25 protein-coding genes are annotated in these 24,851 nt (G+C 44.7%); 13 read left to right on the plus strand and 12 right to left on the minus strand.

The features are described from left to right. Window positions 1–108 precede the first annotated feature (108 nt). Window positions 109–816 carry a phosphate regulon transcriptional regulator PhoB gene (gene phoB / locus HRU21_00250; protein NRA40712.1) on the minus strand — a complete coding sequence of 236 codons (708 nt, stop codon included), beginning with the start codon at window positions 814–816 and terminating at the stop codon, window positions 109–111. Window positions 817–971: 155 nt separating this feature from the next. After that, entirely contained in the window at window positions 972–1,826 is an 855-nt protein-coding gene (gene purU, locus HRU21_00255) for a formyltetrahydrofolate deformylase (GenBank protein ID NRA40713.1), read from the minus strand. Window positions 1,827–1,953: 127 nt separating this feature from the next. On the opposite strand from purU, the gene HRU21_00260 reads away from it, so the two are divergent. The 3 genes from HRU21_00260 (at window position 1,954) to tal (ending at window position 4,706) form a co-directional block, all read left to right on the plus strand. After that, window positions 1,954–2,379, plus strand: coding sequence for a hypothetical protein (locus HRU21_00260; GenBank protein ID NRA40714.1), 426 nt, complete (start codon window positions 1,954–1,956; stop codon window positions 2,377–2,379). 330 nt (window positions 2,380–2,709) lie between these two features. Continuing rightward, window positions 2,710–3,732, plus strand: coding sequence for a tRNA dihydrouridine(20/20a) synthase DusA (gene dusA / locus HRU21_00265; protein ID NRA40715.1), 1,023 nt, complete (start codon window positions 2,710–2,712; stop codon window positions 3,730–3,732). Window positions 3,733–3,779: 47 nt separating this feature from the next. Continuing rightward, window positions 3,780–4,706 (plus strand): transaldolase, encoded by a 927-nt coding sequence (gene tal / locus HRU21_00270; GenBank protein NRA40716.1) that lies wholly within the window; start codon window positions 3,780–3,782, stop codon window positions 4,704–4,706. Window positions 4,707–4,739: 33 nt separating this feature from the next. Here the strand turns inward: tal and HRU21_00275 are convergent, their stop codons facing one another. From HRU21_00275 to HRU21_00285, 3 genes are read right to left on the minus strand one after another with little or no spacing between them, the layout of a single operon-like run. Then, the gene (locus HRU21_00275; protein NRA40717.1) at window positions 4,740–5,474 is read right to left on the minus strand and encodes a VacJ family lipoprotein; all 735 of its coding nucleotides are present in this window, start codon (window positions 5,472–5,474) and stop codon (window positions 4,740–4,742) included. A 50-nt stretch (window positions 5,475–5,524) separates the two neighbouring features. Continuing rightward, window positions 5,525–5,914, minus strand: coding sequence for an HIT family protein (locus HRU21_00280; GenBank protein NRA40718.1), 390 nt, complete (start codon window positions 5,912–5,914; stop codon window positions 5,525–5,527). After that, on the minus strand, window positions 5,898–8,162 hold the full coding sequence (locus HRU21_00285) for a tRNA(Met) cytidine acetyltransferase (protein NRA40719.1): 2,265 nt from the start codon (window positions 8,160–8,162) through the stop codon (window positions 5,898–5,900). Before HRU21_00285 ends, HRU21_00280 begins: the two co-directional genes overlap by 17 nt. 130 nt (window positions 8,163–8,292) lie before the next feature. Between HRU21_00285 and glpE the strand changes: the two genes are divergently transcribed. Next, window positions 8,293–8,598: a thiosulfate sulfurtransferase GlpE gene (gene glpE, locus HRU21_00290; protein NRA40720.1), complete on the plus strand. Its 306-nt coding sequence runs from the start codon at window positions 8,293–8,295 to the stop codon at window positions 8,596–8,598. A 199-nt stretch (window positions 8,599–8,797) separates the two neighbouring features. On the opposite strand, the gene HRU21_00295 is transcribed toward glpE, so the two are convergent. Beyond that, window positions 8,798–10,384 carry a choline dehydrogenase gene (locus HRU21_00295; protein NRA40721.1) on the minus strand — a complete coding sequence of 529 codons (1,587 nt, stop codon included), beginning with the start codon at window positions 10,382–10,384 and terminating at the stop codon, window positions 8,798–8,800. 274 nt (window positions 10,385–10,658) lie between these two features. Here HRU21_00295 and HRU21_00300 point away from each other — a divergent pair, with 274 nt between their 5' ends. Continuing rightward, window positions 10,659–10,847, plus strand: coding sequence for a hypothetical protein (locus HRU21_00300; GenBank protein NRA40722.1), 189 nt, complete (start codon window positions 10,659–10,661; stop codon window positions 10,845–10,847). Between the two features lie 771 nt (window positions 10,848–11,618). Further along, window positions 11,619–12,920, plus strand: a complete 1,302-nt coding sequence (locus HRU21_00305) for an MFS transporter (GenBank protein ID NRA40723.1) — start codon at window positions 11,619–11,621, stop codon at window positions 12,918–12,920. Window positions 12,921–12,949: 29 nt separating this feature from the next. Here the strand turns inward: HRU21_00305 and HRU21_00310 are convergent, their stop codons facing one another. Next, on the minus strand, window positions 12,950–13,465 hold the full coding sequence (locus HRU21_00310; GenBank protein ID NRA40724.1) for a TlpA family protein disulfide reductase: 516 nt from the start codon (window positions 13,463–13,465) through the stop codon (window positions 12,950–12,952). 116 nt (window positions 13,466–13,581) lie between these two features. Here HRU21_00310 and arsC point away from each other — a divergent pair, with 116 nt between their 5' ends. From arsC to HRU21_00330, 4 genes are all read left to right on the plus strand, one after another. After that, complete coding sequence (gene arsC / locus HRU21_00315; GenBank protein ID NRA40725.1) at window positions 13,582–13,926, plus strand: arsenate reductase (glutaredoxin); 345 nt, start codon at window positions 13,582–13,584, stop codon at window positions 13,924–13,926. A 37-nt stretch (window positions 13,927–13,963) separates the two neighbouring features. After that, window positions 13,964–14,557, plus strand: a complete 594-nt coding sequence (wrbA, locus tag HRU21_00320; protein NRA40726.1) for an NAD(P)H:quinone oxidoreductase — start codon at window positions 13,964–13,966, stop codon at window positions 14,555–14,557. A 12-nt stretch (window positions 14,558–14,569) separates the two neighbouring features. Next, window positions 14,570–14,980, plus strand: coding sequence for a DUF2069 domain-containing protein (locus HRU21_00325; protein ID NRA40727.1), 411 nt, complete (start codon window positions 14,570–14,572; stop codon window positions 14,978–14,980). 285 nt (window positions 14,981–15,265) lie between these two features. After that, window positions 15,266–16,285: a rhodanese-related sulfurtransferase gene (locus HRU21_00330; protein NRA40728.1), complete on the plus strand. Its 1,020-nt coding sequence runs from the start codon at window positions 15,266–15,268 to the stop codon at window positions 16,283–16,285. 37 nt (window positions 16,286–16,322) lie between these two features. On the opposite strand, the gene HRU21_00335 is transcribed toward HRU21_00330, so the two are convergent. From HRU21_00335 to HRU21_00350, 4 genes are read right to left on the minus strand one after another with little or no spacing between them, the layout of a single operon-like run. Next, window positions 16,323–16,772, minus strand: coding sequence for a chemotaxis protein CheX (locus HRU21_00335; protein NRA40729.1), 450 nt, complete (start codon window positions 16,770–16,772; stop codon window positions 16,323–16,325). Window positions 16,773–16,775: 3 nt separating this feature from the next. Further along, a complete protein-coding gene (locus HRU21_00340) occupies window positions 16,776–17,138 on the minus strand; it encodes a response regulator (GenBank protein ID NRA40730.1) in 363 nt (120 codons plus the stop codon). A 15-nt stretch (window positions 17,139–17,153) separates the two neighbouring features. After that, window positions 17,154–19,265 (minus strand): type IV pili methyl-accepting chemotaxis transducer N-terminal domain-containing protein, encoded by a 2,112-nt coding sequence (locus HRU21_00345; GenBank protein NRA40731.1) that lies wholly within the window; start codon window positions 19,263–19,265, stop codon window positions 17,154–17,156. Window positions 19,266–19,280: 15 nt separating this feature from the next. Next, a complete protein-coding gene (locus HRU21_00350) occupies window positions 19,281–21,029 on the minus strand; it encodes a hypothetical protein (GenBank protein NRA40732.1) in 1,749 nt (582 codons plus the stop codon). A gap of 256 nt (window positions 21,030–21,285) precedes the next feature. Here HRU21_00350 and HRU21_00355 point away from each other — a divergent pair, with 256 nt between their 5' ends. From HRU21_00355 to HRU21_00365, 3 genes are all read left to right on the plus strand, one after another. Then, a complete protein-coding gene (locus HRU21_00355) occupies window positions 21,286–21,795 on the plus strand; it encodes a nitroreductase family deazaflavin-dependent oxidoreductase (GenBank protein ID NRA40733.1) in 510 nt (169 codons plus the stop codon). Window positions 21,796–22,261: 466 nt separating this feature from the next. Beyond that, complete coding sequence (locus HRU21_00360; protein ID NRA40734.1) at window positions 22,262–22,636, plus strand: hypothetical protein; 375 nt, start codon at window positions 22,262–22,264, stop codon at window positions 22,634–22,636. 134 nt (window positions 22,637–22,770) lie between these two features. After that, window positions 22,771–23,226, plus strand: a complete 456-nt coding sequence (locus tag HRU21_00365) for a lactoylglutathione lyase (GenBank protein NRA40735.1) — start codon at window positions 22,771–22,773, stop codon at window positions 23,224–23,226. 28 nt (window positions 23,227–23,254) lie between these two features. On the opposite strand, the gene HRU21_00370 is transcribed toward HRU21_00365, so the two are convergent. Then, a complete protein-coding gene (locus tag HRU21_00370; GenBank protein ID NRA40736.1) occupies window positions 23,255–24,622 on the minus strand; it encodes a deoxyribodipyrimidine photo-lyase in 1,368 nt (455 codons plus the stop codon). Window positions 24,623–24,851 lie beyond the last annotated feature (229 nt).

Genomic DNA, 24,851 nt, shown 5'->3' on the forward strand with positions numbered 1-24,851 from the left:
GTATACAGCTAGCAAATAGCAGAAAAAATGAACGCTGTCTTGAGTTTAGAAATAGTTCTTAGATCAGCGATTCGGGAGTGATAAACAGCGACTAGAGCGTCATGAGGGTTAATGCGCAACGGCTGAAAATCGATAACCGGCGCCTCGCACGGTTTGCACTAAATTACCATAATCGCGATCCACCGCCACTGACTGCAGGGCCTTCCGTAAGCGTCTGATATGCACATCAACCGTGCGCTCTTCCACATACACACTATTACCCCAGACATGATCAAGTAGCTGGCCACGAGAGTAAACACGGTTTTGATGGGTCATGAAAAAATTGAGCAGCTTATATTCGGTTGGACCCATATTGATGTCTTGACCATCGACGGTTACACGATGACTACCGTGATCCAGTTTAAGGCCGTCGACTTCGATAAAGTCGCTATTTTGTAGCTTACCTGAGCGGCGCATCACCGCTTTTAAGCGCGAGATCAACTCACGTGGCGAAAACGGCTTGGTGATATAGTCGTCGGCACCAACATCGAGACCTTGAATCTTATTATCTTCAGAGGTTTTTGCAGTTAGCATAATAACTGGAATTTGCGCAGTCAGCTCGTCTTTGCGAATTCGTCGCAAAAGTTCTAAGCCACTGCCGCCTGGCAGCATCCAGTCTAACAAGATCACATCAGGTGCACAGTCATGAACCTGCGCATAAGCTTGATGTATATCTGCGGCCTCAAAGCAGTCAAACTCTGCCATCTCAAGACCCATTCTTACCATATCGCGGATTGCTGACTCATCATCAACAATCAAAACCTTAACACCCTGCATGGCTAATTGATTACCTTTAATCTGTCATAGTACAACGCGAATTCGTTAATACCTTATAACACTCAGTAAACTACACTTATATGACAAATATATGACAACAATCCCGCTTTTTATGAGTTTCTTGTCATATTCTACCTAGCTGTTGGCTGACGCGATTAATCTAGGATAACAGTTTTATTACCACTGATAATTACACGATCTTCAATATGTAAGCGAACACCACGAGCTAATACATCACTCTCAACATCTTTGCCCAGTCTGACCATATCTTGCTTGCTGTGGCGGTGAGACACCCTTACCACATCTTGCTCAATAATCGGCCCCTCATCTAACTGGCCAGTAACATAATGACAAGTCGCACCAATCAATTTTACCCCGCGCTCATACGCTTTTTGATAAGGGTTAGCACCAATAAAGGAAGGCAGGAAGCTATGATGAATATTTATCATTTGTCCCGCATAGGCTTCACACAGCGTATTTGGCATAATCTGCATAAAACGCGCAAGCACGGTAAAGTCTGCTTGATAGTGATCGATATAGCTTGCTACCTCCGCAAACGCCGCAGCTTTATCGGCTTTTGGAAATGGCACATAATGGAACGGAATATCATGCCATTCTACCATCTCGCGAAGATTTTCATGATTTGAAACCACTGCTGGTATATCACAGGCAAGATCACCTGAATGCCATCGATGAAGTAAATCAGCCAAGCAGTGCGAGGCATGGCTGGCAAGTATCAACATTTTTTTCGCTTGCTGCGACTCAGTTAAACGCCACTGCATATCAAAACGCTGCGCCAGTGCCGCAAACTGCTGCCTAAATTCCGACAAAGTCAGATCCAGCGAATCCACTTTAATCTCATTTCGCATATAAAAGCGACCGGTCTCTTGATCGCTATGGTAGCTGGCTTCGAGCAGCCAGCCATGATGTTGCGCAATAAACGCCGAAACCTCGGCAACAATGCCCACTCGATCAGGGCAATCAATAATCAGACGATAACTGGGTGACATAAATTTGCTCAAAAGTTTCCAGAGGCTTAATTATGGCATAGCATTTGCTCAACTTAAATCAAAGCCTTGCTTATGAGCTTAGCTGGGCATTTTCTCCACCCTAAAACTGACATAGACGAGGTTCTTTATGTCTGATAAAAATTGGATGCTAAACCCGACTGCGATTTCGCATGCGCGTGTATGTATTGCTGTCATTCAAGAGGAGCTTGGGGTTAAGTTAAAACTGTCTCATCCGCAGTTTTTAGAAATGATTAAAGAATATATCGAATTAACCGACTCTGTTGAATTAGCCAGCGCTTACAACGTGCTTGCGAGCATGGCCGGCAGCCAACTCGATGCAGTCGCCACTGCGCCGCAAAAGGTAGTTAATCTTAACCCGCCCAATGCAAAACCCGTTGAAACTCCAGTAGTTGCAGCAACACAAGTGGCACCAGCGCCAGTCAACACAAATTCACAGCAGGAAATGATTGAGTATAAAGGTAAGCTATACCCGCGTTTTAGCGACGAGGGTGAGTTTAAGGGTTTATACCGCGGCCAGCCGCGCTATGCCTAAGACGTGATCTGAGCTTCGATCTCGATTTGGCAGTTTTTCCCTTATCGCTTGCTAATTATGATCCGTCTTGCTAGCACTTTTTACTACCCAGTTTTCTAGTCTAAGCTGCACACCTAGCTTTTGCTTCGCCAACAGGGCCAGTGGCAGCGAGTATACATCTCCTATTAACCAAGCTTTAGCACCATTATGGTGCTTTTTTTATTATGTAGCACCAAATTATCCCATTTTGCCATTATCGGCCTGCTCTTATACTTCAGCTACAATTATTGCTATAGTTCAGCTCGACAAACTTTCCTGCATAGCTTTGATAATTTCTACTAATACTTCACCATGTCAATAATCCATGCCGACCAATCATCACAGCTCGATCATCGCTTTTGTGTTGCCCCGATGATCGATTGGACCGACCGTCACTGCCGCTATTTTCATCGCTTGCTGAGTAAATCCGCTCGACTTTATACTGAGATGGTGACTACTGGTGCTATCTTGCATGGTGATGCTGAACGCTATCTTGAGACATCTAGCAACCAGCAGCCAGTGGCATTGCAGCTCGGCGGTTCTGACCCTCAAGCTTTAGCCGAGTCGATTCAGCTCGCCAATGCATTCGCATACGACGAATACAATTTGAATGTTGGCTGCCCTTCCGATCGTGTGCAATCCGGTCGTTTCGGCGCCTGTCTGATGGCAGAACCCAAGTTGGTGGCAGACTGCTTTCAAGCCATGCAGGAAAATAGCCATCAACGGCTTATAAGCATCAAGTGTCGCACCGGAATTGACCACAATGACTCTTTCGAGTTTTTGCTGCACTTTATTGAGACATTATATGCATCAGGCTGCCGCGTGTTTATTGTGCATGCCAGAAAAGCTTGGCTCAGTGGTTTGAGCCCGAAACAAAATCGCGAAATTCCACCGCTTGATTATACCCGCGTTCACAGACTTTGTGAGTATTTCCCCGATGCGCAATTTATTGTCAATGGCGGTATTGTTGATTTACAGCAAGCTGGTGAGCAGTTATCTGCCTGCCATGGCGTCATGATTGGCCGAGCTGCCTATCAACATCCTTGGTTATTACAGCAGGTTGACCATCAGCTATTTCAGCAGCATAAGCCATCTATTTCGCGTCATGATGTCATCCATGCCATGTTGCCGTATATCGAGCAGGAGCTGCAACGCGGCACACGTCTGCATCATATCACCCGACATATGCTGGGCTTATTTAATGGCATGAAAGGTGCTAAACAATATAGGCGCTTTCTCAGTGAAAACGCCAATCAGCCTGGTGCCAATGCGCAAACCTTGCTTGCTGCCAGCCATTTTGTCGATCATGAAAGCGGATTAATGCCTCAATCATGACCGAGCAATAATGTTTTGATACAACAATAAGGAAATATGGAAGTCTTATGACGGCGAATAGTTTAGAACAGTTACAACAATATACGACTATCGTCGCAGATACCGGTGATATTGAAGCGATTCATCAGTTTAAACCGATGGATGCCACCACCAACCCCTCTCTAATGCTCAAAGCCAGTGAACTTGAGGGTTATGATAAATATCTAGCAGAGGCAAAAAGCTTTGCCGATGGCGACCCCAGCCTTGCCTGTGATAAATTTGCCACCCTGATTGGCCGAGATATTCTCAGCAAAATTAGCGGTGTGGTATCAACCGAGATTGATGCTCGCTTAAGCTTTAACCAACAGGCAACCATTGAGCGCGGACGACGCATCATTGCGCTTTACAAGCAGCTGGGCATTGACTCGAGTCGAATTTTATTAAAAATCGCTGCCACCTGGGAAGGCATCCAAGCGGCCAAGGTATTGGAGCAAGAGGGACTGGCCTGCAATATCACTTTATTATTCTCGATGGCGCAGGCCCGCGCCGCGGCCGATGTGCAAGCTACTTTAATCTCACCTTTTGTCGGCCGCATTACCGATTGGTATAAAGCACAGCAAGGTGTTGAGCACTTTGCTGCAGATCAGGACCCTGGGGTGAAATCTGTGCGTGAAATCTATCAGTACTATAAAGGTGCTGGTTTTGACACGATCGTGATGGGTGCAAGCTTTCGGAATATTGAGCAAGTTAAGGCATTAGCAGGCTGTGATAAATTAACCATCAGCCCCTCCTTACTTGAGCAACTGAAACAAAGCGACGTCTATGTGCCCGAAAAACTGGGCAAGAATATTGCTTTCTGCGCTCAAGAGCCGATCAGTGAAGCTGAATTTCGTTTTGCCTTAGCAAATGACAATATGGCTAATGAAAAGCTCGCGCAAGGCATCCAAGCATTTGTAAAAGACCAACAGACACTGGAAGAAAAATTCAGTCGCTAAGCCGCGACTTGAAGCAGCAGCTGTTGCGCTTGATCAAAATTCATCATCGAGCCAGTTGTCATCATCAAGATCATCGCCAAAGCTATCTTCTATGAGTCCATCGCTAATCAGAAAATCGCGGTTTTGCAAAAACGCATCGCGGAGAAAAATATATCTGTCGCCGGTAATGAGCGTTTCAGCTGCAATCACATCCGCGCGTGAATCAATAAAATATAGCCCGATACGGCCATAGTTAACTAAAGAGTCATTATTCAAATTCACCAGTGGGTTAACATATAGATTGGGTATCAACCCGGCAGCATCTCTAACCGTTGAAGGCCCAAACAACGGTAGCACCAGATAGGGGCCGGCATCGACACCCCAAACCGCGAAAGTTTGACCAAAGTCTTCCTCATCGGCATAGATACCTAACTCAGAAGCCACATCAAACAGGCCAAAGAAACCCAGCGTAGAATTGATCGCGAAACGCGCAAAACTCAGCGATAGATTTTTAGGCTTGGCTTGCAGACCAGAATTCAGCATGGTGTTAACTTCGAAGGTATTGGCAAAGGCATTGCTTAAGCCATTATTAAGCGGTGTTGGCAATAACCAGTTATAGCCAACTGCCACCGGCCTTAATAAATATTGATCAGCCGCTTCATTAAACGCAAACACCGAGCGATTAAAGCCTTGCCAGGGATCTGGCTCAGAATTTTTGCTATCGCTGCACACCTGTGGGCTAAGCCCTAATAGAATAAACCACAGGATTAATTGAAAATTCAGATTCACGATTTATTTCCCAATACGGGCTTTGATGAACAAGGTTTTAATCAACACAGTTATAGATGCGCAGCAATCTTAGCCGCAGCCGCTGCCAAGTCATCCGACTCAGCAAACGCCAAATTTTGAAAACTGATATCCTCAAGACGGTTTATCGGAATTAAATGAATATGGGTATGCGGCACTTCTAAACCAGCAATCACAAGACTGACCCGCAAACAAGGATAGGCCTGCTTTATCGCCTTTGTCACGCGCTGCGATAGCTGCATAAGGTGAGCCGCCACATCGCCAGGCAAATCATCAAAATGATCAATTTCTTGGCGCGGAATCACCAGCACATGACCTGGCTGCACCGGTTGAATTGTCATAATCGCAATAGCTATCTCATCTTGATAGACAAAATGCCCTGGCAACTGACCCTGCATAATTTGACTAAATACTGATGACATCTGTTGATTCCTTATCGTTTATGGGCTGTTGTAAAAACAGCGCCAATCGAGGTGCTAACCATTTACGGCAGAGTGCCTGAAATGTCTTAAATCCGTCGACCTGAAGCTGTGCATAATAGTCGCTGGCCGCATGATTACCAATAAATATTTGCTGCAGAATCTGCTCCAGTTGAAGATTAGCTAACGGTGCATTGCTGAGCTCGCCTGAGGGCTGCGCGACTGATGGAGGTAATGGGTGCCGGCACCAACTGAGTAATGCACTCGTGAAGGCAGCCCGCACCTGAAACAACGTGGCTTGTTGCTGCAAAAACCGCTGCAGCTGATGAATCTCGGCTTTGCATAAATCAAAGCCCTCGGCTGCTGTAAACTCAAGTTGCTGACCTAGCTGGGCGAATACCGCAGGCGTTAAATCAGATTGATAACGCATTCGCAGCCAAAGTGCTTTGCGTAAAGCTTGACGGTGTTGCTGCCATAATGCAGCTAGGTTTGCTTGCTGCAAACTATCAGTTGCTACTACTAACACAGTGAATGCACCGCTATTAGACTCTTTTTTACTGCCTAATTGGCAGACCTGATAACCGCAAGATTGCCAAAACTGCAATACTGCAGGATCATAGGCAAAGCTAGCACCGAGCACGCCCTGTGGCGTTAGATTGGCTTTTAAAAAGCCCAGCATTGCCTGACCAAGCCCTTGCCGTCGATAAGCTGATAATGTGGCAATACGCATCACCCGCCAAAAGCGCAGTGATAACCATTGATAATCGCTGAACATTGCTAGTTGCTGCGGCAGCAAATGCCCACGAAATCGGCGCGGCTGTGCAACAAAACTGTCTATTGCATGCTGAGGAAAACACCCTTCGGCCATCACTACGGCTGCCGCAACAATCGTTTCGGCCTGCAGACAATCATGGTAGGCAACAAAAATTTTAAGCTGGCTATCGTCAAGCATCAGCCGCACATCATCAGCCGAGGTTTGATAGTGGGCTTCGAGTAAAACGGCAAACACGGCCGCAAACAGACTCTCATCCTGAGACAGCTGTGATTGCGATAACTGGATAAACTTTGGCTGCTGGCACTGTTGCAGTCGCGGCAGGGTCTCAGGCAGCTTTAACAAGCAAAGTTGGTTGATCCAACGCTCCAGCGCATCATCCGCGCGATATCGAAACGCATATGACATATTCAGCTTGAGCAGACGATTAGCATAGCGCTGTGCGAGCTGCTGCTCGAATTTAATCGCAAAGCCGCGACCATGCCCCTCATAACCTGCGACAGTGGTAGCAAAAATAATGTGTTTTGCAGCATTGCTTAATAAGTCTAAACACTGCAGTGCGATGCTGGCTGCCTCATCAATAATCAGGAAGTCAAAGCCCGCTTGTGACCCTTGATCAAGCGCCATAATGCATTGATCAATGGGTAAAAAAGCCTGCTCACAAATGTTTATATGCTGAGAATCGCAGTGCCTAAACACGCTCTGTAAGGCACTCTGATGTTGCGCCGTGATGATAATTTTAGCGCCGGGATGTTGCCTATGCAGCGCACTAAACAGCATACCCAGTAATGCCGACTTACCACGTCCCCTGTCACCTAGTATCACACTGGCAGAGGCTATTGTGGCGTCATCAAGGTGCTCTAACAGTGCATCTAAGCTGGCTGCTTGCTGTGTCGAAGCTGCAGCAGTATCAAGCGATGTTGCGAAGCTGCCGCAAAAGTCCACAGGCACATCGCTAAGATGCGAGAGATAAAAATACTGATCCAGCAAAGCTGCAAAACTTTCAATAATACGCTGGGTGAAGCGCGGTACCGAAATTGCTGTCGATAAATCAAAGCCCGATGTTAGTTTGTAGGTATCAGGGTCGGGAAATTGCGGCCAACTGCTGTCGTCTGGCGTCAGTATGACTAATAGACCGCCTTGCTGAACCGTGCCAGTCAGCATGGCCAGTATATTAGGGTTCAAACCCTGAAACGCATTGAATAGCACGACACGAGCGTCTTGACCAAGGAAGCGCCGCGACTGATTGATCGTATGTGCCGGTACAGCAGTAAACAAACTATCGCTGTAACTAAGTCCCTGTAGTAGCAAGCCGCCAGGCTGTTTATCGGGTTTTAAGGCGTAAAACTGCTGTAGCGTCGGCCATAGGGATTGCCATAGCGCAATCGCTGCAGATTCGCTCGCCGCAGCAATGCGCAAAATGCCTCGCTGCTGCTGCTGAGATAATCTAGCTAAGCTATCGGGTTTTAAGTTGGCCATAAATCCTTGCGTATTAAATTATAAACGAATGCGCCAGCGCGCAGCTCCCGCTAAACTGTTGGCATAGCTATCTGCGCTGCGTCGATTACGCTATGATAAGTGAATCGATTCAGAACCTCAGCGAAAACCTATGAACTTTCAACGCATATCTGTTACCCAAGCCCAGGCTATCATTGCCGATGGCCCATGCACCATAGCTGACATTCGTGACGCACAGTCATACGCGAATGGGCATATGCCAAATGCTATTGCATTAAATAACGATAACCTAGCCGAGTTTGTCGCACAGCAAGAGAAGCAAATACCGCTTATTGTCTGTTGCTATCACGGTAATTCTAGCCAACAAGCGGCTGGGTATTTGGCTGAACAAGGCTTTGCCGATTGTTATAGCCTCGACGGTGGTTATGAAGCTTGGCAGCTAGCGTTTGAAAAATAGCTGGCGTTTTCGATTTTAACATAGCCGGCATCAGGCATAAAAAAACCGGCACTGAAACCAGTGCCGGCGAAAAAATACGCGTTTATCCTAACGCGCGGAATATACTAGGGGAGTATATTCCTTACCACTATCAATAGGTAAGAGTGGTATGCGCGCAAATAGTTCAATCAACACTTCAAATTTTTTAGCGTTGTTTATTTTAAGCATTATCGACCAATAGCATCTCAGCACATTTTTCGCCAATCATCATCGACGGAGCATTGGTGTTGCCCGACACTACCGATGGGATAATCGAGGCATCAGCAACACGAAGATTTTTCAGCCCGCGCACGCGCAAGCGCTCGTCCACTACCGCCATCTCATCCTGACCCATCTTACAGGTGCCCACAGGGTGATAAACTGTTTCCGTATTGTTCGCAATCGCAGCAAGAATCTCTGCATCGGTTTGCACATGTTTGCCCGGCGCAACCTCTTCGTCAATCATACCGCCCCAAGCACTTGAAGCTGCAATACGGCGCAGTGCTTTAAATGCATCTATCATCACTTGCTGATCACGCTCGTCGCTCATAAAGCCAAAATCGACTTCTGGGTTAGAACTTGGGTCATTGTCCACCGCTTTCACCGTGCCATGCGAGTATGGGCGCAGATTACAGGCGTGCATAGTAACTCCATGCTCGGGCGGTAAAGGCTCGGTTAATCCGGTCATATTACAGGGGACAAAGTGCAACTGAATATCGGGATGCTCAACCTCTGGCTGCGATTTAATAAAACCACCCGCTTCAATATTGTTGCAGGCAGCGATACCGCGTTTGTGTACAAAATAATCCCAAGCCACTTTTAAATTGTGTGGGAATTTGTCTTGACCGTTCATACTTAACGGCTGTTTGATGGTATAGCGAAAAATCCAATCCAAATGATCTTGTAAGTTTTTACCCACGCCTGGTAAATTATGACTGCTCTTTATGCCTGCTGCTGCAAGTTCTTGACTATCGCCAATGCCTGACAACTGCAAAATATGCGGCGATTTGATCGCGCCAGCACTGATCACAATTTCTTTGGTTGCGCGAACCGTTAATCGTTTATTTTTACGGCGATACTCAACTGCTACCGCAGTATCGTCATCCATCACCACTTTAGTCACCAAGGCATCGCAAATAACGGTTAAGTTCTCACGCTGCATGGCTGGGCGTAAAAATGCTGACGCACTGCTCCAGCGCTTGCCGTCTTTGATTGTGCAGTGAAAACGACCAATGCCCTCTTGTTGCGCACCATTAAAGTCGTCATTCGCAGGATAACCTGCCTCAACGCCGGCATTCACAAATAAATCAAATAATGGATTATCACTAGGCGCTTCACTTACATACAGCTCGCCTCCGGCACCGTGAAATTCATTTGCGCCGCGATTGAAGTCTTCAGCACGCTTAAATAATGGCAAAACTTCTTGATAAGACCAGCCTGAATTACCCGCCTCACTCCAGCGATCATAGTCGCGAGCATGGCCGCGAATGTATACCATACCGTTAGATGAACTTGAACCACCCAAGGTTTTACCTCTGGGAATCTCGTAACGTGCATTACCCGCTTGTTTTTGAGCAGTAGAGACGAACTTCCAATTGAGCTTGTCAGACTTAAGCACTTCGGCACAGCCACCCGGCATATGAATCATGGGGTTGCTGTCTTTAGGGCCAGCCTCAAGCAACAAAACTTGGTGTTTAGGGTCTTTTGAAAGACGATTAGCGAGGACACAGCCTGCACTACCACCACCGACAATAATGTAATCGTACATGATTAAACTCTTAAGATTATTATTGAGATAAGGTGCGATATTAAAGCACAGCCTCTAGCAATTGATAAGCCTAAAGCCCTGATTCTAAACGCTCGGTAATCACAAAAAAACGGAACGATGCTTGCATGAAAAAACTTGACAAGCTATGCCCAGATCGATAACTTCAAATCAACCGTTTGGAGTCGGTTTAGCATAATAATAATCACAAAACTGTCACAGACAGTGAATAAACTGTTTACAGTTTTTTTGTTAACAGCAGAAGGAATTGAAATTTATGTCGCATTCAGCCCACAGCAGCCATACTCACTCAATTGATGATCGCAAAAAAGACCGCGACGATATTGCCAGTAAAATTGAAGAGTTTTTAAACAATGGTGGCGAAATCACCAAATGCACGTCCGCATTTGATGCGCAGCAAGATCCCAAATGCCGACTGGGTCACGAAATGAGCTTTTTTGTCTAATTAATCTTAGCGATGCCAGCCAATATCCAAATAGACGATCGCAACAACGTCTTTTTGGATAAGCCTGCAAGAACTCGCATGTAGTAATAACTAGATAGCAAAACCCAAGCTGAGATATTTATAAAGTTACAGTTATTGGGATAGCTAGATAGGTTGGCGAAAAGTCATATAACTCAAGGCGCGATGAGACACTCATATTGCGCCTCAACTCAACTGCGCTTTAAATCAACTGCGCATTAAATCAATTGCGCATTAAATCAACAATGCTTCAAACATAAGACGCTTCAAAACTGTCGACGCAGCATTACAGTATGTTTTACTTGCTATAAGCCCAAGCTTAGTTAGAGCTTGGGCATTGCTGAGCTTTTTGCTAGCGTGAATATTCGTACAGTGATGATACATACAGTTGAGCAGTAGGCTGTCAGCTGACTTGCCAAAAATTATCTGTACTTGGCCGTATTTTGATTCTTATACCTAGGCATCTCAATCTTTGTGGTATCTAGCTTTGTATGACGATATCTGAAAGATCTACTTTTTTCATGACCTTGCCTGTCTCAAAGCTTTTTTCAGGCTCTACTCCCGCAAAAGTGATATGCTCAATAGTCATCTAGCCAGGTCTGAACTTACGCCAACCGCAATGACGCCGTAGACTCTTTTTTCTCAACTGTGTTTTTCTCAACTATGTTTTTCTCAACTATGCTAAGCAAACGTTTTTCAACACTCTCTTACAACGGCTATGTACTTCTTAGCCTATTACTGATGGCATACATCTTGTCATTCATCGATCGCAATATTATGGCTATTCTGGTCGGTCCTATTCGTGAAGAATTTCAAATCAACGATTTTCAGTATGGCGTGCTTAATGGTGTCGCCTTTTCTCTGCTCTATACTTTTTTAGGCATTCCCATTGGCATCTTAGCCGACCGCAGTAATCGTAAAAATATTATTGCAGTAGGCACAGCTTTTTGGTCCATCATGACTTTTGTTTGTGGCTTAGCGAGTGGCTTTTTCTCCTTATTTGCAGCCCGCATGGGGGTTGGCGTCGGTGAGGCCGCTCTATCACCGCCGGCGCACTCCTTGTTAAGCGACTATTTCAGCCCGCAAAAACTGCCAACTATTATGTCTATTTTTACACTCGGCATACCGGTGGGCATTGGTATTTCTTACTCACTCGGTGGCTGGGTGTATAGTTGGCTGGTCGAGCTAGACCAGCTCTCTTTGCCGTTTATTGGTGCACTGGCACCCTGGCAAGCCACGTTTATGATTGTTGGCTTACCGGGTTTGCTGCTGGCAGCGGCTATTTATGCGATGCAAGAGCCTAAACGACAGGGCTTAGCCAAGCCATTGTCAACTGAACCATCAGATCACATGCAAACCATGCAGCTAGGACAAATGCTTGCTTATCTCGGTCAGCACCGGCGTGTATACCTGAACATTTTTATAACAATTGGCCTGCTAGCAATCGTCGGCTATGGTTTTATGATGTGGTTTGTTGAACATATGAGCCGCCGTTTTTCAGTACCGGCATACGAATTAGCTAAACCTTTTGGCATGCTGTATTTGCTGGCTGGCTCATGTGGCACTCTGTTTGGTGCATTTTTTGCGTCTTGGTTAGTCAAGCGTGGTTATCAAGATGCTAGCCTGCGAGTGCTGTGGATAGTAAGCATCGCCTGGGTTCTGCCTGCTGGTTTTGCGCCTCTCGCTGATCAGCTATGGTTAGCACAGCTATTGGCTATTCCCTGCGTATTTTTGTTAAACGCCTACTTTGGTGTGTCGATTGCCGCACTTCACATTATCAGCCCCAACCAAATGCGTGCCCAAGTTTCAGCGGTGTTATTGTTTATGGGCAATGTGTTTGGCTTGGTCTTTGGCCCAATGCTGATTGGTTGGCTTGCTGATTATGTATTTTCAGCTTACGCCGCGTCAGCGCTTGGCTTAGCGCTAGCGGCCTGCGGCTTTGTATGCTGTTCACTGGCGGCTGTATTATCGGGCTTTAGCTTACGACCTTATGCAGCATTGGCGGCAAGTTTGAACCCCCAGCATGAACCGCCTATACATGCAGAGAAGGCTTAGACCGCTGGATGTTTATTATTCAGTTTGCTCTAGTTTTCTGGCTCTATATTGGCTGACTCGATGCCTGTTGGCGACATTTCAGCTTGTTCGATACGCGCCAGTAAGCTAGCTTTGTCTTGTGGGCCTCGTAAGATGTCAATCACATTCAGCTCAGGGTCAATAATCAGCGTGGTTGGTAATGCCACAGGTTTGTCATACTGAAAATATTCAGCAAAACTTACCGCCGACTCCGCCGCAACAATATTCTGAAATGCAATATTTAAATCCCTTGCCTGCTGCAATAATAATGCTCGCTCAGGTTGATCGTAGTTAATGCCAAGCACCACAATATCGTCTCTGCTCGCATCTAAGGCGTTCAACTCGGGTATTTCCTTGATACAGGGCTTGCACCATTCCGCCCAATAGTTGACGACTGTCCACTGCCCCTTGAGCTGATCAAAGCGGCCGCTGCTGCCGTCTAAATAATTAAATTGAGCCGGCTGACCGCAGGCTACTAATAGACTGAATAATATACTGAGTTGCAAAACCTGCAGCAGATGTTTCATATACGATCTCTCACCAAGTAAACTAGCTTAGCCGANGCAAGCTGATATAATAGCGNGTTTAGTATATATCTTACGCATCATTGCATCGACTTAATTGCATCGACTTAGGTTTTTTTATGTCCGCTATACAAATTTTACACAATCCTCGCTGTTCAAAATCTCGTCAAACGCTTGCACTGTTAGAAGCACAGGGAATTCAGCCCGAGATACAGTTGTATTTAGAACAAACGCCAAGCGTTGCTGAGCTGCAAGCGATTATTGCAAAGCTTGGCATAAGCGTTAGTGAATTAGTACGCAGCGGTGAGGCCGATTATAAGGATAATCAGCTAAAGAACGCTGACGATAAGGCCTTGCTAGAAGCCATGGTAAAATTTCCAAAATTGATTCAACGCCCCATCGTGATAAATGGTGATAAAGCTGCCATTGGTCGTCCCCCGGAATCAGTATTAGATATTTTATAAATCACCCTTGATGGCTTTCGTAAAAGGATCTTAGCGCATGGCCCCCTATGTATTAATTCTGTATTACTCGCGCCATGGCTCTTGTGCCGCCATGGCAGCCGAAATCGCGCTTGGCGTCGAGACCNTATCTGGCATTGACTGTAAGATACGAACCGTACCCGCGGTTTCAAGCAACACCGAGGCGAGCGCGGCCAGCATACCTGAGAGTGGCGACCTATACTGCAGCCAAGCTGAGCTCAGTCAATGTGCTGGCTTGATTGTTGGAAGTCCAACACGGTTTGGCAATATGGCCGCCCCACTCAAATACTTTATCGATCAAGCCAGCGACATATGGTTATCAGGCGATTTAATTAATAAACCCGCCGGCTGTTTTACCTCAACCAGCAGCTTGCATGGCGGTCAAGAAACCACGCTAATGAGCATGATGTTGCCCTTGTTGCACCAAGGCATGATCATCAGTGGTTTGCCTTATAGTGAAAAGGCCCTCCATCACACTCAAAGTGGTGGCACACCCTACGGCGCTAGCCATGTTGCTATGGGCAATGACACAAATTTAAGCAACGATGAGAAGCAGCTTTGCCAGGCCTTAGGCGCGCGCATTGCCAGTTTAGCTCTGAAACTGCATAACTAACGTATAAGTTGTATGAAATCACCTACGGTTAACCCTGCCTATGCCGTTAAAGCAGACATCAGTTATGTACTCACTATTATCAGTGTGGCCGTCGAACTCCTGTTGCTCTACCTTGTGACACACACGTTTTTGCCCGAGGGTAAAAACGCGAACACGGTGATCTTTTGGGTGAATGCGATACCGTTGTTAGTTTTCTTACCCTTACTGTTGATTCGCAACATCAAAGCCTTCGCCTGGCTCAGCTTTCTGATTATGTTGTATTTCATTATCGCCGTCATGAACGCATTTGACCCACGTTACGGAGTTGTGTCGCAATTGGAACTCGCCACTGTCTGTTTGATTTTTATTTTTAGCATGCTGTTCACCCGCTATGAACAACGCCGCTTAGGCATTACCATCACCCCAAAAGACGGCAAGCCCTAAACGCAAATCAAGCAGACTGCGTTCAGCTTTCAATAAACCCTCCACCTATCCGTCAACTGTCAGTTGAATCTCAGTCGCGTCTTAATCGTGTATTAATCTCTTGTTTATAGGCTTACTGTCGAATGCATATTTGCCAGTGAGCGTTTTCATTGCCAGCAAAAGCTTATACGCAACTAATGGCACCAATCGCAATGACTGTGGTCATAATGCGCATGGGCGTTTATAATCTCGCCTTTTTACGACATATCACAGCACCAGTTTTACGTTCTGGTTAGCGAGGATAGCATGGCATTAAATAATATTGGCGGGGCGATAGTCGTCTGCGCGCTTTATCGTTTCGTACGTCTTGAAAATTATCTCGAGATGCGCGAACCACTTTTACACACCCTATTAAAACATCAGATCAAAGGCACCTTATTGCTTGGAGAAGAAGGCATTAACGGCACCGTCGCCGGCAGCCGCGAAAGCATTGATCAATTGCTTACGTTTCTTAATCAAGACTCCAGACTAGCAGGCTTCAGCTATAAAGAATCCTATGATGATGAGATGCCTTTTTATCGCACTAAGGTGAAGTTAAAAAAGGAAATTGTCACCATGGGCGTCGAAGGTATCGACCCAAATCACACGGTTGGCAGCTATGTGAAGCCAAAGGATTGGAATGCCCTGATTTCTGATCCAGATGTTGTGCTTATAGATACGCGCAATGATTATGAAGTTGGGATTGGTACTTTTCAGGGCGCGCTAGACCCAAATACGAAAACTTTTCGCGAATTCCCCGATTACGTAAACAACAACTTAGACCCTGAGCAGCATAAAAAAGTGGCGATGTTTTGTACCGGCGGCATTCGTTGCGAAAAATCTACTGCCTATTTAAAACAGCAAGGTTTTGACGAGGTCTACCATTTGGAAGGTGGCATTTTAAAATACCTTGAAGAGGTCGACCCGCAAGAATCTTTGTGGCAAGGGGAATGCTTCGTCTTTGACAATCGCGTCTCGGTCACTCACCAACTTGAAAAAGGTGCTTATGATCAATGCCATGCCTGCCGTCGCCCGATCACCGAAGAAGACAAGCTCAAATCAGAATACGTTGCTGGCGTCAGCTGTCATCAGTGTATCGATGAATACAGCGAGGAACAAAGAGCCAGGTTTAAAGAGCGTGAAAAGCAAATCCAGTTGGCTAAGCAACGCGGTGAAAGTCACATTGGTAGTGATGCATTAGCTACGCTGGAGGCTCGCAAAGCTGAAAAACGTGCCAACAAAAACTTAATGCGTGAGCAACAACAATCTATCAGTCACAAGCGCTAATTTAACTGCTTTTCTTTGCAACAGATATCGCGGTCAGTCATGATAAGTAAATGACGATGGATGAGTTATATTGTTTCCAATATAGCGGCACTACATAGCAGCGCTCATTACCCTGCGAAAACTGCTGATTAACACTGCCAGAAACCACTTTAGGCGTTGAAATTAGAAACTCTGAACCAAAATGCTTGCGTAAATTGCCCGAGATAGTATTCGCGACCTCGCCCACCATATCTTCCATATTAACGATAGAAGTGTCAGACTCGCCCATGCTGAGCAATAAATGTTTAATCATGATACGCGGTGCACTATAACGCAACCAGCCATTTTTATTTCCCGATATTGCAATCATACCTGATAAAAACTCGGCATCTTCAGCTTGATCGGCATTCAATAAGTATGGCGTACCAACGCTAACATCATCATTACGTGTGACATTAAAATAATTTACCACACTCTCAACTAAAGCTTTAAGTTGATTCTCTTCCACTTTTTACTCCATGATAACTTTTTCAAGTGCTGATTTAAGTTCGTCATCAGCAAAGGGCTTGCATAAAAATCCACGTGCACCCAACTCAAGTGCCTCTATCGCAGTTTCTTTATCAGATAGTGCCGAAACAATGAGAATACGAATATAAGGATCTTTTTCTAACAAGGCTTTTGTCGCCTGCAAACCATCCATCTCTGGCATAGTTATATCCATGGTTACTACATCAGGCTTATGCTCATGCCAAGCCGCAACTGCTTGTTCACCATTAGCCGCACTGGCAACAACTTTAAATAACGAATTGCCATGTAAGCGCTCAATTTGTTTACGAATAATGTTTGAGTCATCAACTATCATTAATCTCAACATGTATTGCTGTTCCCTCTAAACTGAATTTTCAGTGTTAACTATTGCTTTTTTATCAACAGTAATCGGCAATAGTAAGATGAACTTACAAAACTCACCTTGCTCATTTTTAACCGAAATTTTACCGCCAAGCTTGTGTACCATCTGACGAACTGCCAACATACCCAAGCCACGACCGGCATCTTCATTGACCTCACTGGCGGTCGAGAAGCCGGGTTCGAAAATCATTTTTAGCAACTGTGCTGAAGACCATGAAACAACCTCTGTGTAAGATGCTTTTTGCATCTCAACCACGCGGGCACGTATCTTATCTAAGTCGATACCGTTACCATCATCCCTTACCGTCATGGTCAGCTGTTTCGCATCAGCAATTAGCTGAATAGACAGTTCACCTTCAGCTGGCTTTTCTCCGCGCATTGAGATGGGCTCAATACCATGGGTAACCGAATTTCTAACCAGTTGCACTAGAATATCTTTAACCGGTCTAAGCATTGATTCAGGCAAATAGTCTTTACCACGCTGCTTCAACTTGAGATTCACTTTTTTGTTGTGTTTACTAGCGATACCGTCAATTAAGCTCAGAAGGGCAGACTTTGATACGATACCGTTAGCTTTATCCTCTTCTTGCGAATATTTTTCTACAAGATTTTGCAACTGTTCGGCAACTTTCACATAACCCTCTAGCTCTTCGAGCAAACCTCTCAGCATCACCGCAAGTGGTAAAAAGTCATCACCTTCAACATCATCTTTTTTTCGTAAAGCAATTACAGACTCTTCCATTGTATGTGTGTCTTTAGCAATAGAATGCATATTCATCATGCTAGATTCACCTTTAAGCTTATGAAGCTCTGTGGCGATGTGATCAATTTGCTGTCTAAATTGATCACTGCGACGACTAGGCTGCTGCAAAATTGCATTGATTTTATGCAATCGCGCCAATGAATCGTTGACGAAGTTCACGAAGTCTTTAGGGCTATGATCTAACACACGACTTAAAACCGACATGTGGTTACCTTGACTACTCTGCAACTTGTCTAACTTAGCTTTCAAATCAACTTGAATACTGATATCTTGCGCAGTAACTAAAATTTGCTTGACCTGATCTCCTTCATAGGCGCGTTTAAATGAAAACGAGACATATTTATTTTCAAATTGACCTTTTTCATTTGCAATTAATAATCGAATATTTTTTAAGGGGTTTAAGTCATCTAACAATGATTCATCCACCTGCCCGTCCAGCAAAACTTGCAAATATTTTCTTATCATTGCTAAGTCATCATTGCTGACTTTATTATTAAATAATTCTTCAAAACGCTTATTAGCTATATCACTATCATCAAATAATTTTGTTGCAAAGAGAGAATGTTCAGTTGAAATACGCAAATCTCGATCTAACAAAAATAGTCCTTCATTAACGGTATCTAATATCTTTCGAGTTTCACCTCTAACAGAATGAATTTGATCATCTGTTTCTCGCAACTGACCAATAAAGTGATAAATAATAATAATAAAATTTATGATCGCTAAACTGATACCAATAGTTTGCACCATGCGTAAACGGTCAGCTTTACTGCTAGCCAATACCTCCATATAGTTAGCAAGATCCGATGAGATTTCTAATAATGTAATATTATTTGACGCAACATACATTTCAGCTTCTGCTAGATTATCTAAAAACCAAGCCTGTTTAACCGGTGCTGGTAGATTGATTACAGGGTTGATCAAATTTTTAAACGGCTGCCAGACTTGATCTATTTTATTGATAAATGCTTCGCCTTGCGCTGTCTCAACAGCCTTTAAAAACACGATCTCACCGGTCGGTGAATACGTATTACCGCCCTGCCTAAACGCTGCCAAAGTTTCATCAAAGTTTTGATACGTGTTCTTAAGCTCTTTAAAGGGCTTATTAACGTCGCCATTATCGCGCAAAGAAACTTCTAGCTCATATAAGGACTTCATTAGACGCTGGCTCATCATCTGTAATTGACCAGCTTGAGATACAGCGATTGCGTCGCCTTTCAGGGCAAAGGCAATATAAAAATTCATTGCAAGAATAGATGCATCGAGCACAATAAAGAGTGCAATTGCAATAACAATATTTCGATATTTACCCGTCAATAGTGAAAACATACACCAACCTATGCGTTAAGAAGATGGAAACTGTGTCCAACCATCTAACCAAGTAATTGCAGTACCCGGGCGAATTGCACCAATATAATTAGCCCCCTCATCCCAAAATTCACCTTGAGGAATACGCGCCAGACTATCACGCGCAGGCGAATGCCCTAGGGGAGTAAACTCTGGGTTATAAGCATTATATATAGCTGCGGGTAATCGCGGATCGATACCAAATTTAAAATTCAATCGAGCATCAGAAAAATAATCAGCTTCAATAAATCCATTATCATCATCAGCTTCCGCCTGCTCAGCTGCGAAATACTGACCATCATTTATTTGGTCTAAAATCAAATCAGAAAAATTTAAGGTTTCTAAGCGAGTCAACCGCTCAATCGCTTCACCGCGCAGATCGATAGATTCTCGACTGAAACCCACCATTAGAATATTGCCGAATTCACCGCCAGAGCCGCGGCGCAATGTCATACCTCGCTGTGAGGTTTGGGTTGAATTACCGCCAATCAAAGTGACGTTATAAAACACCGGCGCTGAACGTGGTAAGGCATCTGGGTTCTGCTTAAAATTATCACCCTCAAAAGCATTATCGCCATCATCATTGTGCATTTGCACAACAAGAAATTGTACTCGGCCAGTCCAGCCCATATCCCAATCAAATGCATCATCGCCGGCGCCGGTAACGAGAATATTTTTAAGGTCTACAGTGCCGCCAAATACTTCAATGCCATCGTCTAGAGACTTATGCACCTGAACATTACGAACAACCGTTTCCTTACCGCATGCGCCCAAAGTGAGGCCATTAAGTTCGTTATCAATAAATGTTTCAAAACCCGCAAACTCAACTCTAACATATTCTAAATTTCCGCAATTAGAGCTAGGGTCGCTTCCGCCAAATTCACCGCGCGGATCATTTGCATCGATGCCTTCTAATTGCCCCTGGCGATTCACCGGTGCATTTCCTAACAACACTAGCCCACCCCAATCGCCGCGATTTCTTTGCCCCTCTGGTTTATTGGAGGTGAATACAATAGGCGCGTCTTTTCGCCCTTTAGCAATCAATTGGGCATCACGCGTAACAATTAATGCTGAGCCTGGCTCACCAAAAATCGTAGCACCCGCCTCAATCGTCAATTTCGTTTTACCCTCTACAAATACAGGCTCTTGTAAAATGTAAGTATTGTTGGATTTAAACACTGTATCCGTTTGAATTGACCCACTGAGTAGAATTTCCTTCTCGCCAGTCATAGATTGAATATAGGGCTGTATATTTAGGCTAATGCTAAGCACTAACAGAATGCTTATAAATGACGACGCCCATTTCCAAACGCTGATGCGTTTGGAAAATTGCTGCTGTAAGATAGCTTGGCTTTGTTGCACTGCTTGTTCAATTTTCTCATTCAATACGGCCTGACTAATGCCTCCCATACCATTATCAGCTCGGTTATGCCCTAACATTCGAGCCTTAACATCATCGATATGCACGCTACCTTGTAAGTCCATTTTTGCTAATCGCAGCGCAATACTGGCAATATCAGCGTTTTTAACTTTAGACAGTTTATCGATTACTTGATTACGGTATTTTGCTTGACGTAAAAGCGCATCAAAATTGAGTGGTTTAGCGTCAGCTGCTTTATGTTGTTCATAGCCTTTTTTTAAATCCCAAAGATCTCGAATGGCTAGCTCTACTACTTCAATCTCATGTTGCTGTTCGGCAGTAAATGGTGCTTGTTCGGCTTGTTCGGCTGAAGAATCATCTGTCATAATGCCTCCTTGACAGTGATAGTGTAAGTCAGGTTCATATTAGGAAAAATAAGAGGCTAGTTTGCTGCACTTTTGTTTCGTCCTTGTGTCAGTTTTGTGACAATTCGATGACAAAAAACCAAACTGCATAAAACTTTTTTAAATATTGCTGCGTAATAATAGGTTTTCTTCTTGCTGGCATTAGCTTGCTATTCACTATCAGGCATTAGCTTGCCTTGTAAGCCATCAGACACTATCTATAAATTTAGGAACAAGTATGAGCGAAAATAAATTCGACTATGTTAAAACACGTCGAGAAGACGTTGATGAGATCCCGGCCAAATGGGTGCCGCTGGTCCGTAAAGTAATGCGTCGCTATACCCAATTTAATGTATGGGTGTATAAGAAAAGCAATGGCCGCTTGATGAAGCACTTCCCAGGTGGCTACCCCATATGTATTGTCGGCATGACCGGTCGCAAGTCTGGCGAACGCCGTGAGGTCGCGCTTATTCACTTGCCATGGCAAGACCAAGGCGTAGATAAAAAACTGATCGTTGCCTCACAAGGCGGTATGGATAAACATCCGGTGTGGTATCACAATATTAAAGCCAATCCAGACATTGATATTATGGTCACCGGGCTAAAGCACGATTACACCGCGCGACAAATTTCAGAAGATGAAAAGCGCGCACTATGGCCACATTTGCTAAGTCTTTACCCTGATTTTGACGAATATCAAGCTCGCACCGACCGCGCAATCCCTGTATTTGTCTGCGAGCCCAAATGATTAGCTTCAGTCATTTCTGCAATTTTCTGTCTTTTGAGATCTATTGCCCCATATCACCAAGCGTTTCCAAGAAGTGGGGCAATCTCAACAATCAGCAGCTAGTTTGAATATCCTTACCTTAGGATTTTGTACATCAAACTCCCAGATCAACTTCCTATATTATCTTTCTGCATTTATAAGGATAAAACGCTTTACTAAAACAAAACTAACATCCAGTAAGAAACTATGCATTTACTGCGTATTTCAGTATTGCTTATATTATGAGGTATTTTTTATCTATAATTCTAATCATTATGATACTTTGATGAGACTGAGGCATGGCTTGTAACTTGCGATGCAAGTTTTCAATTAAACACGCTATTCACCTAGGGTAGTTTATCTCATAGCTTAAATGAACTTTCTTTAGCTAGGTTTGTCTTATTAGATTATCATTTATTATGCTGAAGTTTATTTCTAGGAGCCTATTATGTTTCAGATGGTTAGCCGTATTAAATGTATATTTATCTGTGTGTGCATTATCTTTTTATCACACCCCTCGCTAGCATCATCCAATATTGCTAAGCCATTACCCGCCAAAGTCGGCCCAGCATCGACGCAGCCACTTATTCCAAACAAGCCTAATAAACCTGTTAAGCCAGTTAAACCTATCAAGCCAGACAATTGGCACCACAACAATGGCGTAACTATTATTGAACCGCAAACACCGGATATCTGTCATGATGTAGAATACAGCGGACGCTGGCGCAAAGAGCAACTTTGCATGACTGAGTCTGAGTGGTCTACATTCAAAAGTGAAAAACATTGTCATAGCCAAAATGGCATTGTGCACTGTAAAAAATAAATGCGCGGCAAAAAAACATATTTACTATGGGTTATATTTAGTAGGGTTTACTTTAATTTTTGTTAAGCCCGTTAACTATTATTAACAGCGTTTTCAACCACCTCAAAGACAAATAATAGGCTACTAAAAGATATATGGAATATTTACACAGCATGGTTCGCGTCAGTGATTTAGACGCGTCACTGGATTTTTACTGTAACGCGCTTGGGCTTCAGGTGCATCGTCGTAGCGACTATGAGGAAGGGCGTTTTTCACTGATTTTTTTAGTCGCATCCGGCGATCAGAGCAAATTACTCGACAGTCCTTCGCCATTAATTGAACTCACCTATAATTGGCCAGATGCAGACGGCAACCGCAAACAATACAGCCAAGGTGATAGTTTTGGGCATCTGGCATTTCGCGTCGACAATATTTATGCCCTATGCGAAAGACTGCAACAGGCAGGCGTAAGTATTCTAAGGCCGCCACGCGATGGTCGTATGGCATTTATCAAATCGCCCGATGGCATTTCAATAGAGCTGTTACAGCGCGGTGATGCCTTAGCGCCACAAGAACCCTGGGCAAGCATGGCGAATAATGGCAGTTGGTAGTCGAGGTCTTTAGCTACGTTTATTCTGCTTAAGCACAGGCTTTAAACAGTGCCTTCGCCTGTTCGGCCGCCGTTTTATGATTCACCATTGGTGATGGGTATCCAGCCGGCTGCTCGTCACTGAGTTCAAGCGCATGAATCGCTTTAGCACTCAACTCTCGCAGCTCAGGCAGCCAGCGCTTAATATAGGCGCAGTCAGGGTCGAAGCGTTGCTGCTGACGCCAAGGGTTGAAAATACGAAAATACGGCTGTGCATCACAGCCGGTTGAGGCTGCCCATTGCCAATTACCATTATTGACCGCACTGTCGTAATCGATTAACAAGTTTTTGAAATGTGCCTCACCTAGTCGCCAGTCAAGGTGTAAGTCTTTCACCAAAAAAGAGGCCACAATCATACGCACCCGGTTGTGCATAAACCCTGTCTGCCGAAGCTGGCGCATGCCGGCATCTACAATCGGAAAGCCAGTTAAGCCATCTTGCCACCGTTGTAATGCCTCGTTATCGTACTGCCAGGCGATAGCATCATATTGTGGTTTAAATGCCTTTTGCATCGCATGTGGAAAATGCCAAATGATATGGTAATAAAAATCGCGCCAGTAAAGCTGTCGCAACAGTGGTGATTGTTGTCCCAAGCTTGCGGCAATCAACTGATAGCATTGGCGAATAGATATCACCCCAAGTTTTAACAGTGGCGATAATCCGGAGGTAGACTCTAAGGCAGGAATATCTCGCACCTCATCATAGTCATGTAATTCGGCCAGTTTTTCCATAATTGAGGTATGCATATCAGCAACCGAAAGTGCGTTATCGGGCTGCTGATCAAGCTGCCAATAGTCACGTAAGGCGTCCGCATTAAATTGCAATGACGAAGGCGCTGGGAGAAACTCACCAGCCACAGTCGACGCTGATGATTCTACTGGATATTGCAGGGCGCGTTTAAAAAATGGCGTAAATACGGTATACGGTGCGCCGTCGGCTTTGGCGATAAAACCGGGCGGAAACAATAGGCTATCGTGCTCTAGCTGCAGAGCAATATTATGCTGCTGACAATAATCACTGAGCTGTTGATCTCTCTGGCGCCCCTGAGGCGTGTACTCGAGATTTGCAAATACGCTGTCAACGGCAACAAATTCAGAAAGCTGTGCTAGCGCTTCTTCAGGGCTACCGTAGGCAAGCCAGAGATTAGCCTGATGCTTGTGTAACTGTTGCTCGAGGTGCGCTAGAGCATCCACTAATAAGGATTTTGCAAACTGGCGTCCTACAGCGGCAAAGCGCGGATCAACCACAAATAGGCAAATCACCTGCTCTGCTTGCGCGCAGGCAGCTTGTAGGGCTTTATGATCTTCAAGCCGAAGATCACGGCGAAAAATACATACAGCTTGGCGATATTCAGTCATGGCTGTTATACGCCAGCACTTGGGCTTTAAGATCGACCAGCGCTGATTTTTTTCATATAGCCCTGAGCCTTCGCCTCAGAAAGTGGGTAACCAGAAGACAAAAAAGTCAAACTTATTATACAATTTTGCGTTTTTTTATAATTGATGTTCTGATTATCATTACTAAAATAGTGCAACATTACAGCGTCTTGGCAGCACTAACTTATCTGATTTATTAAGTTCTATCTCG

The sequence above is a fragment of the Pseudomonadales bacterium genome, assembly GCA_013215025.1.
GTDB lineage: Bacteria > Pseudomonadota > Gammaproteobacteria > Pseudomonadales > DT-91 > DT-91.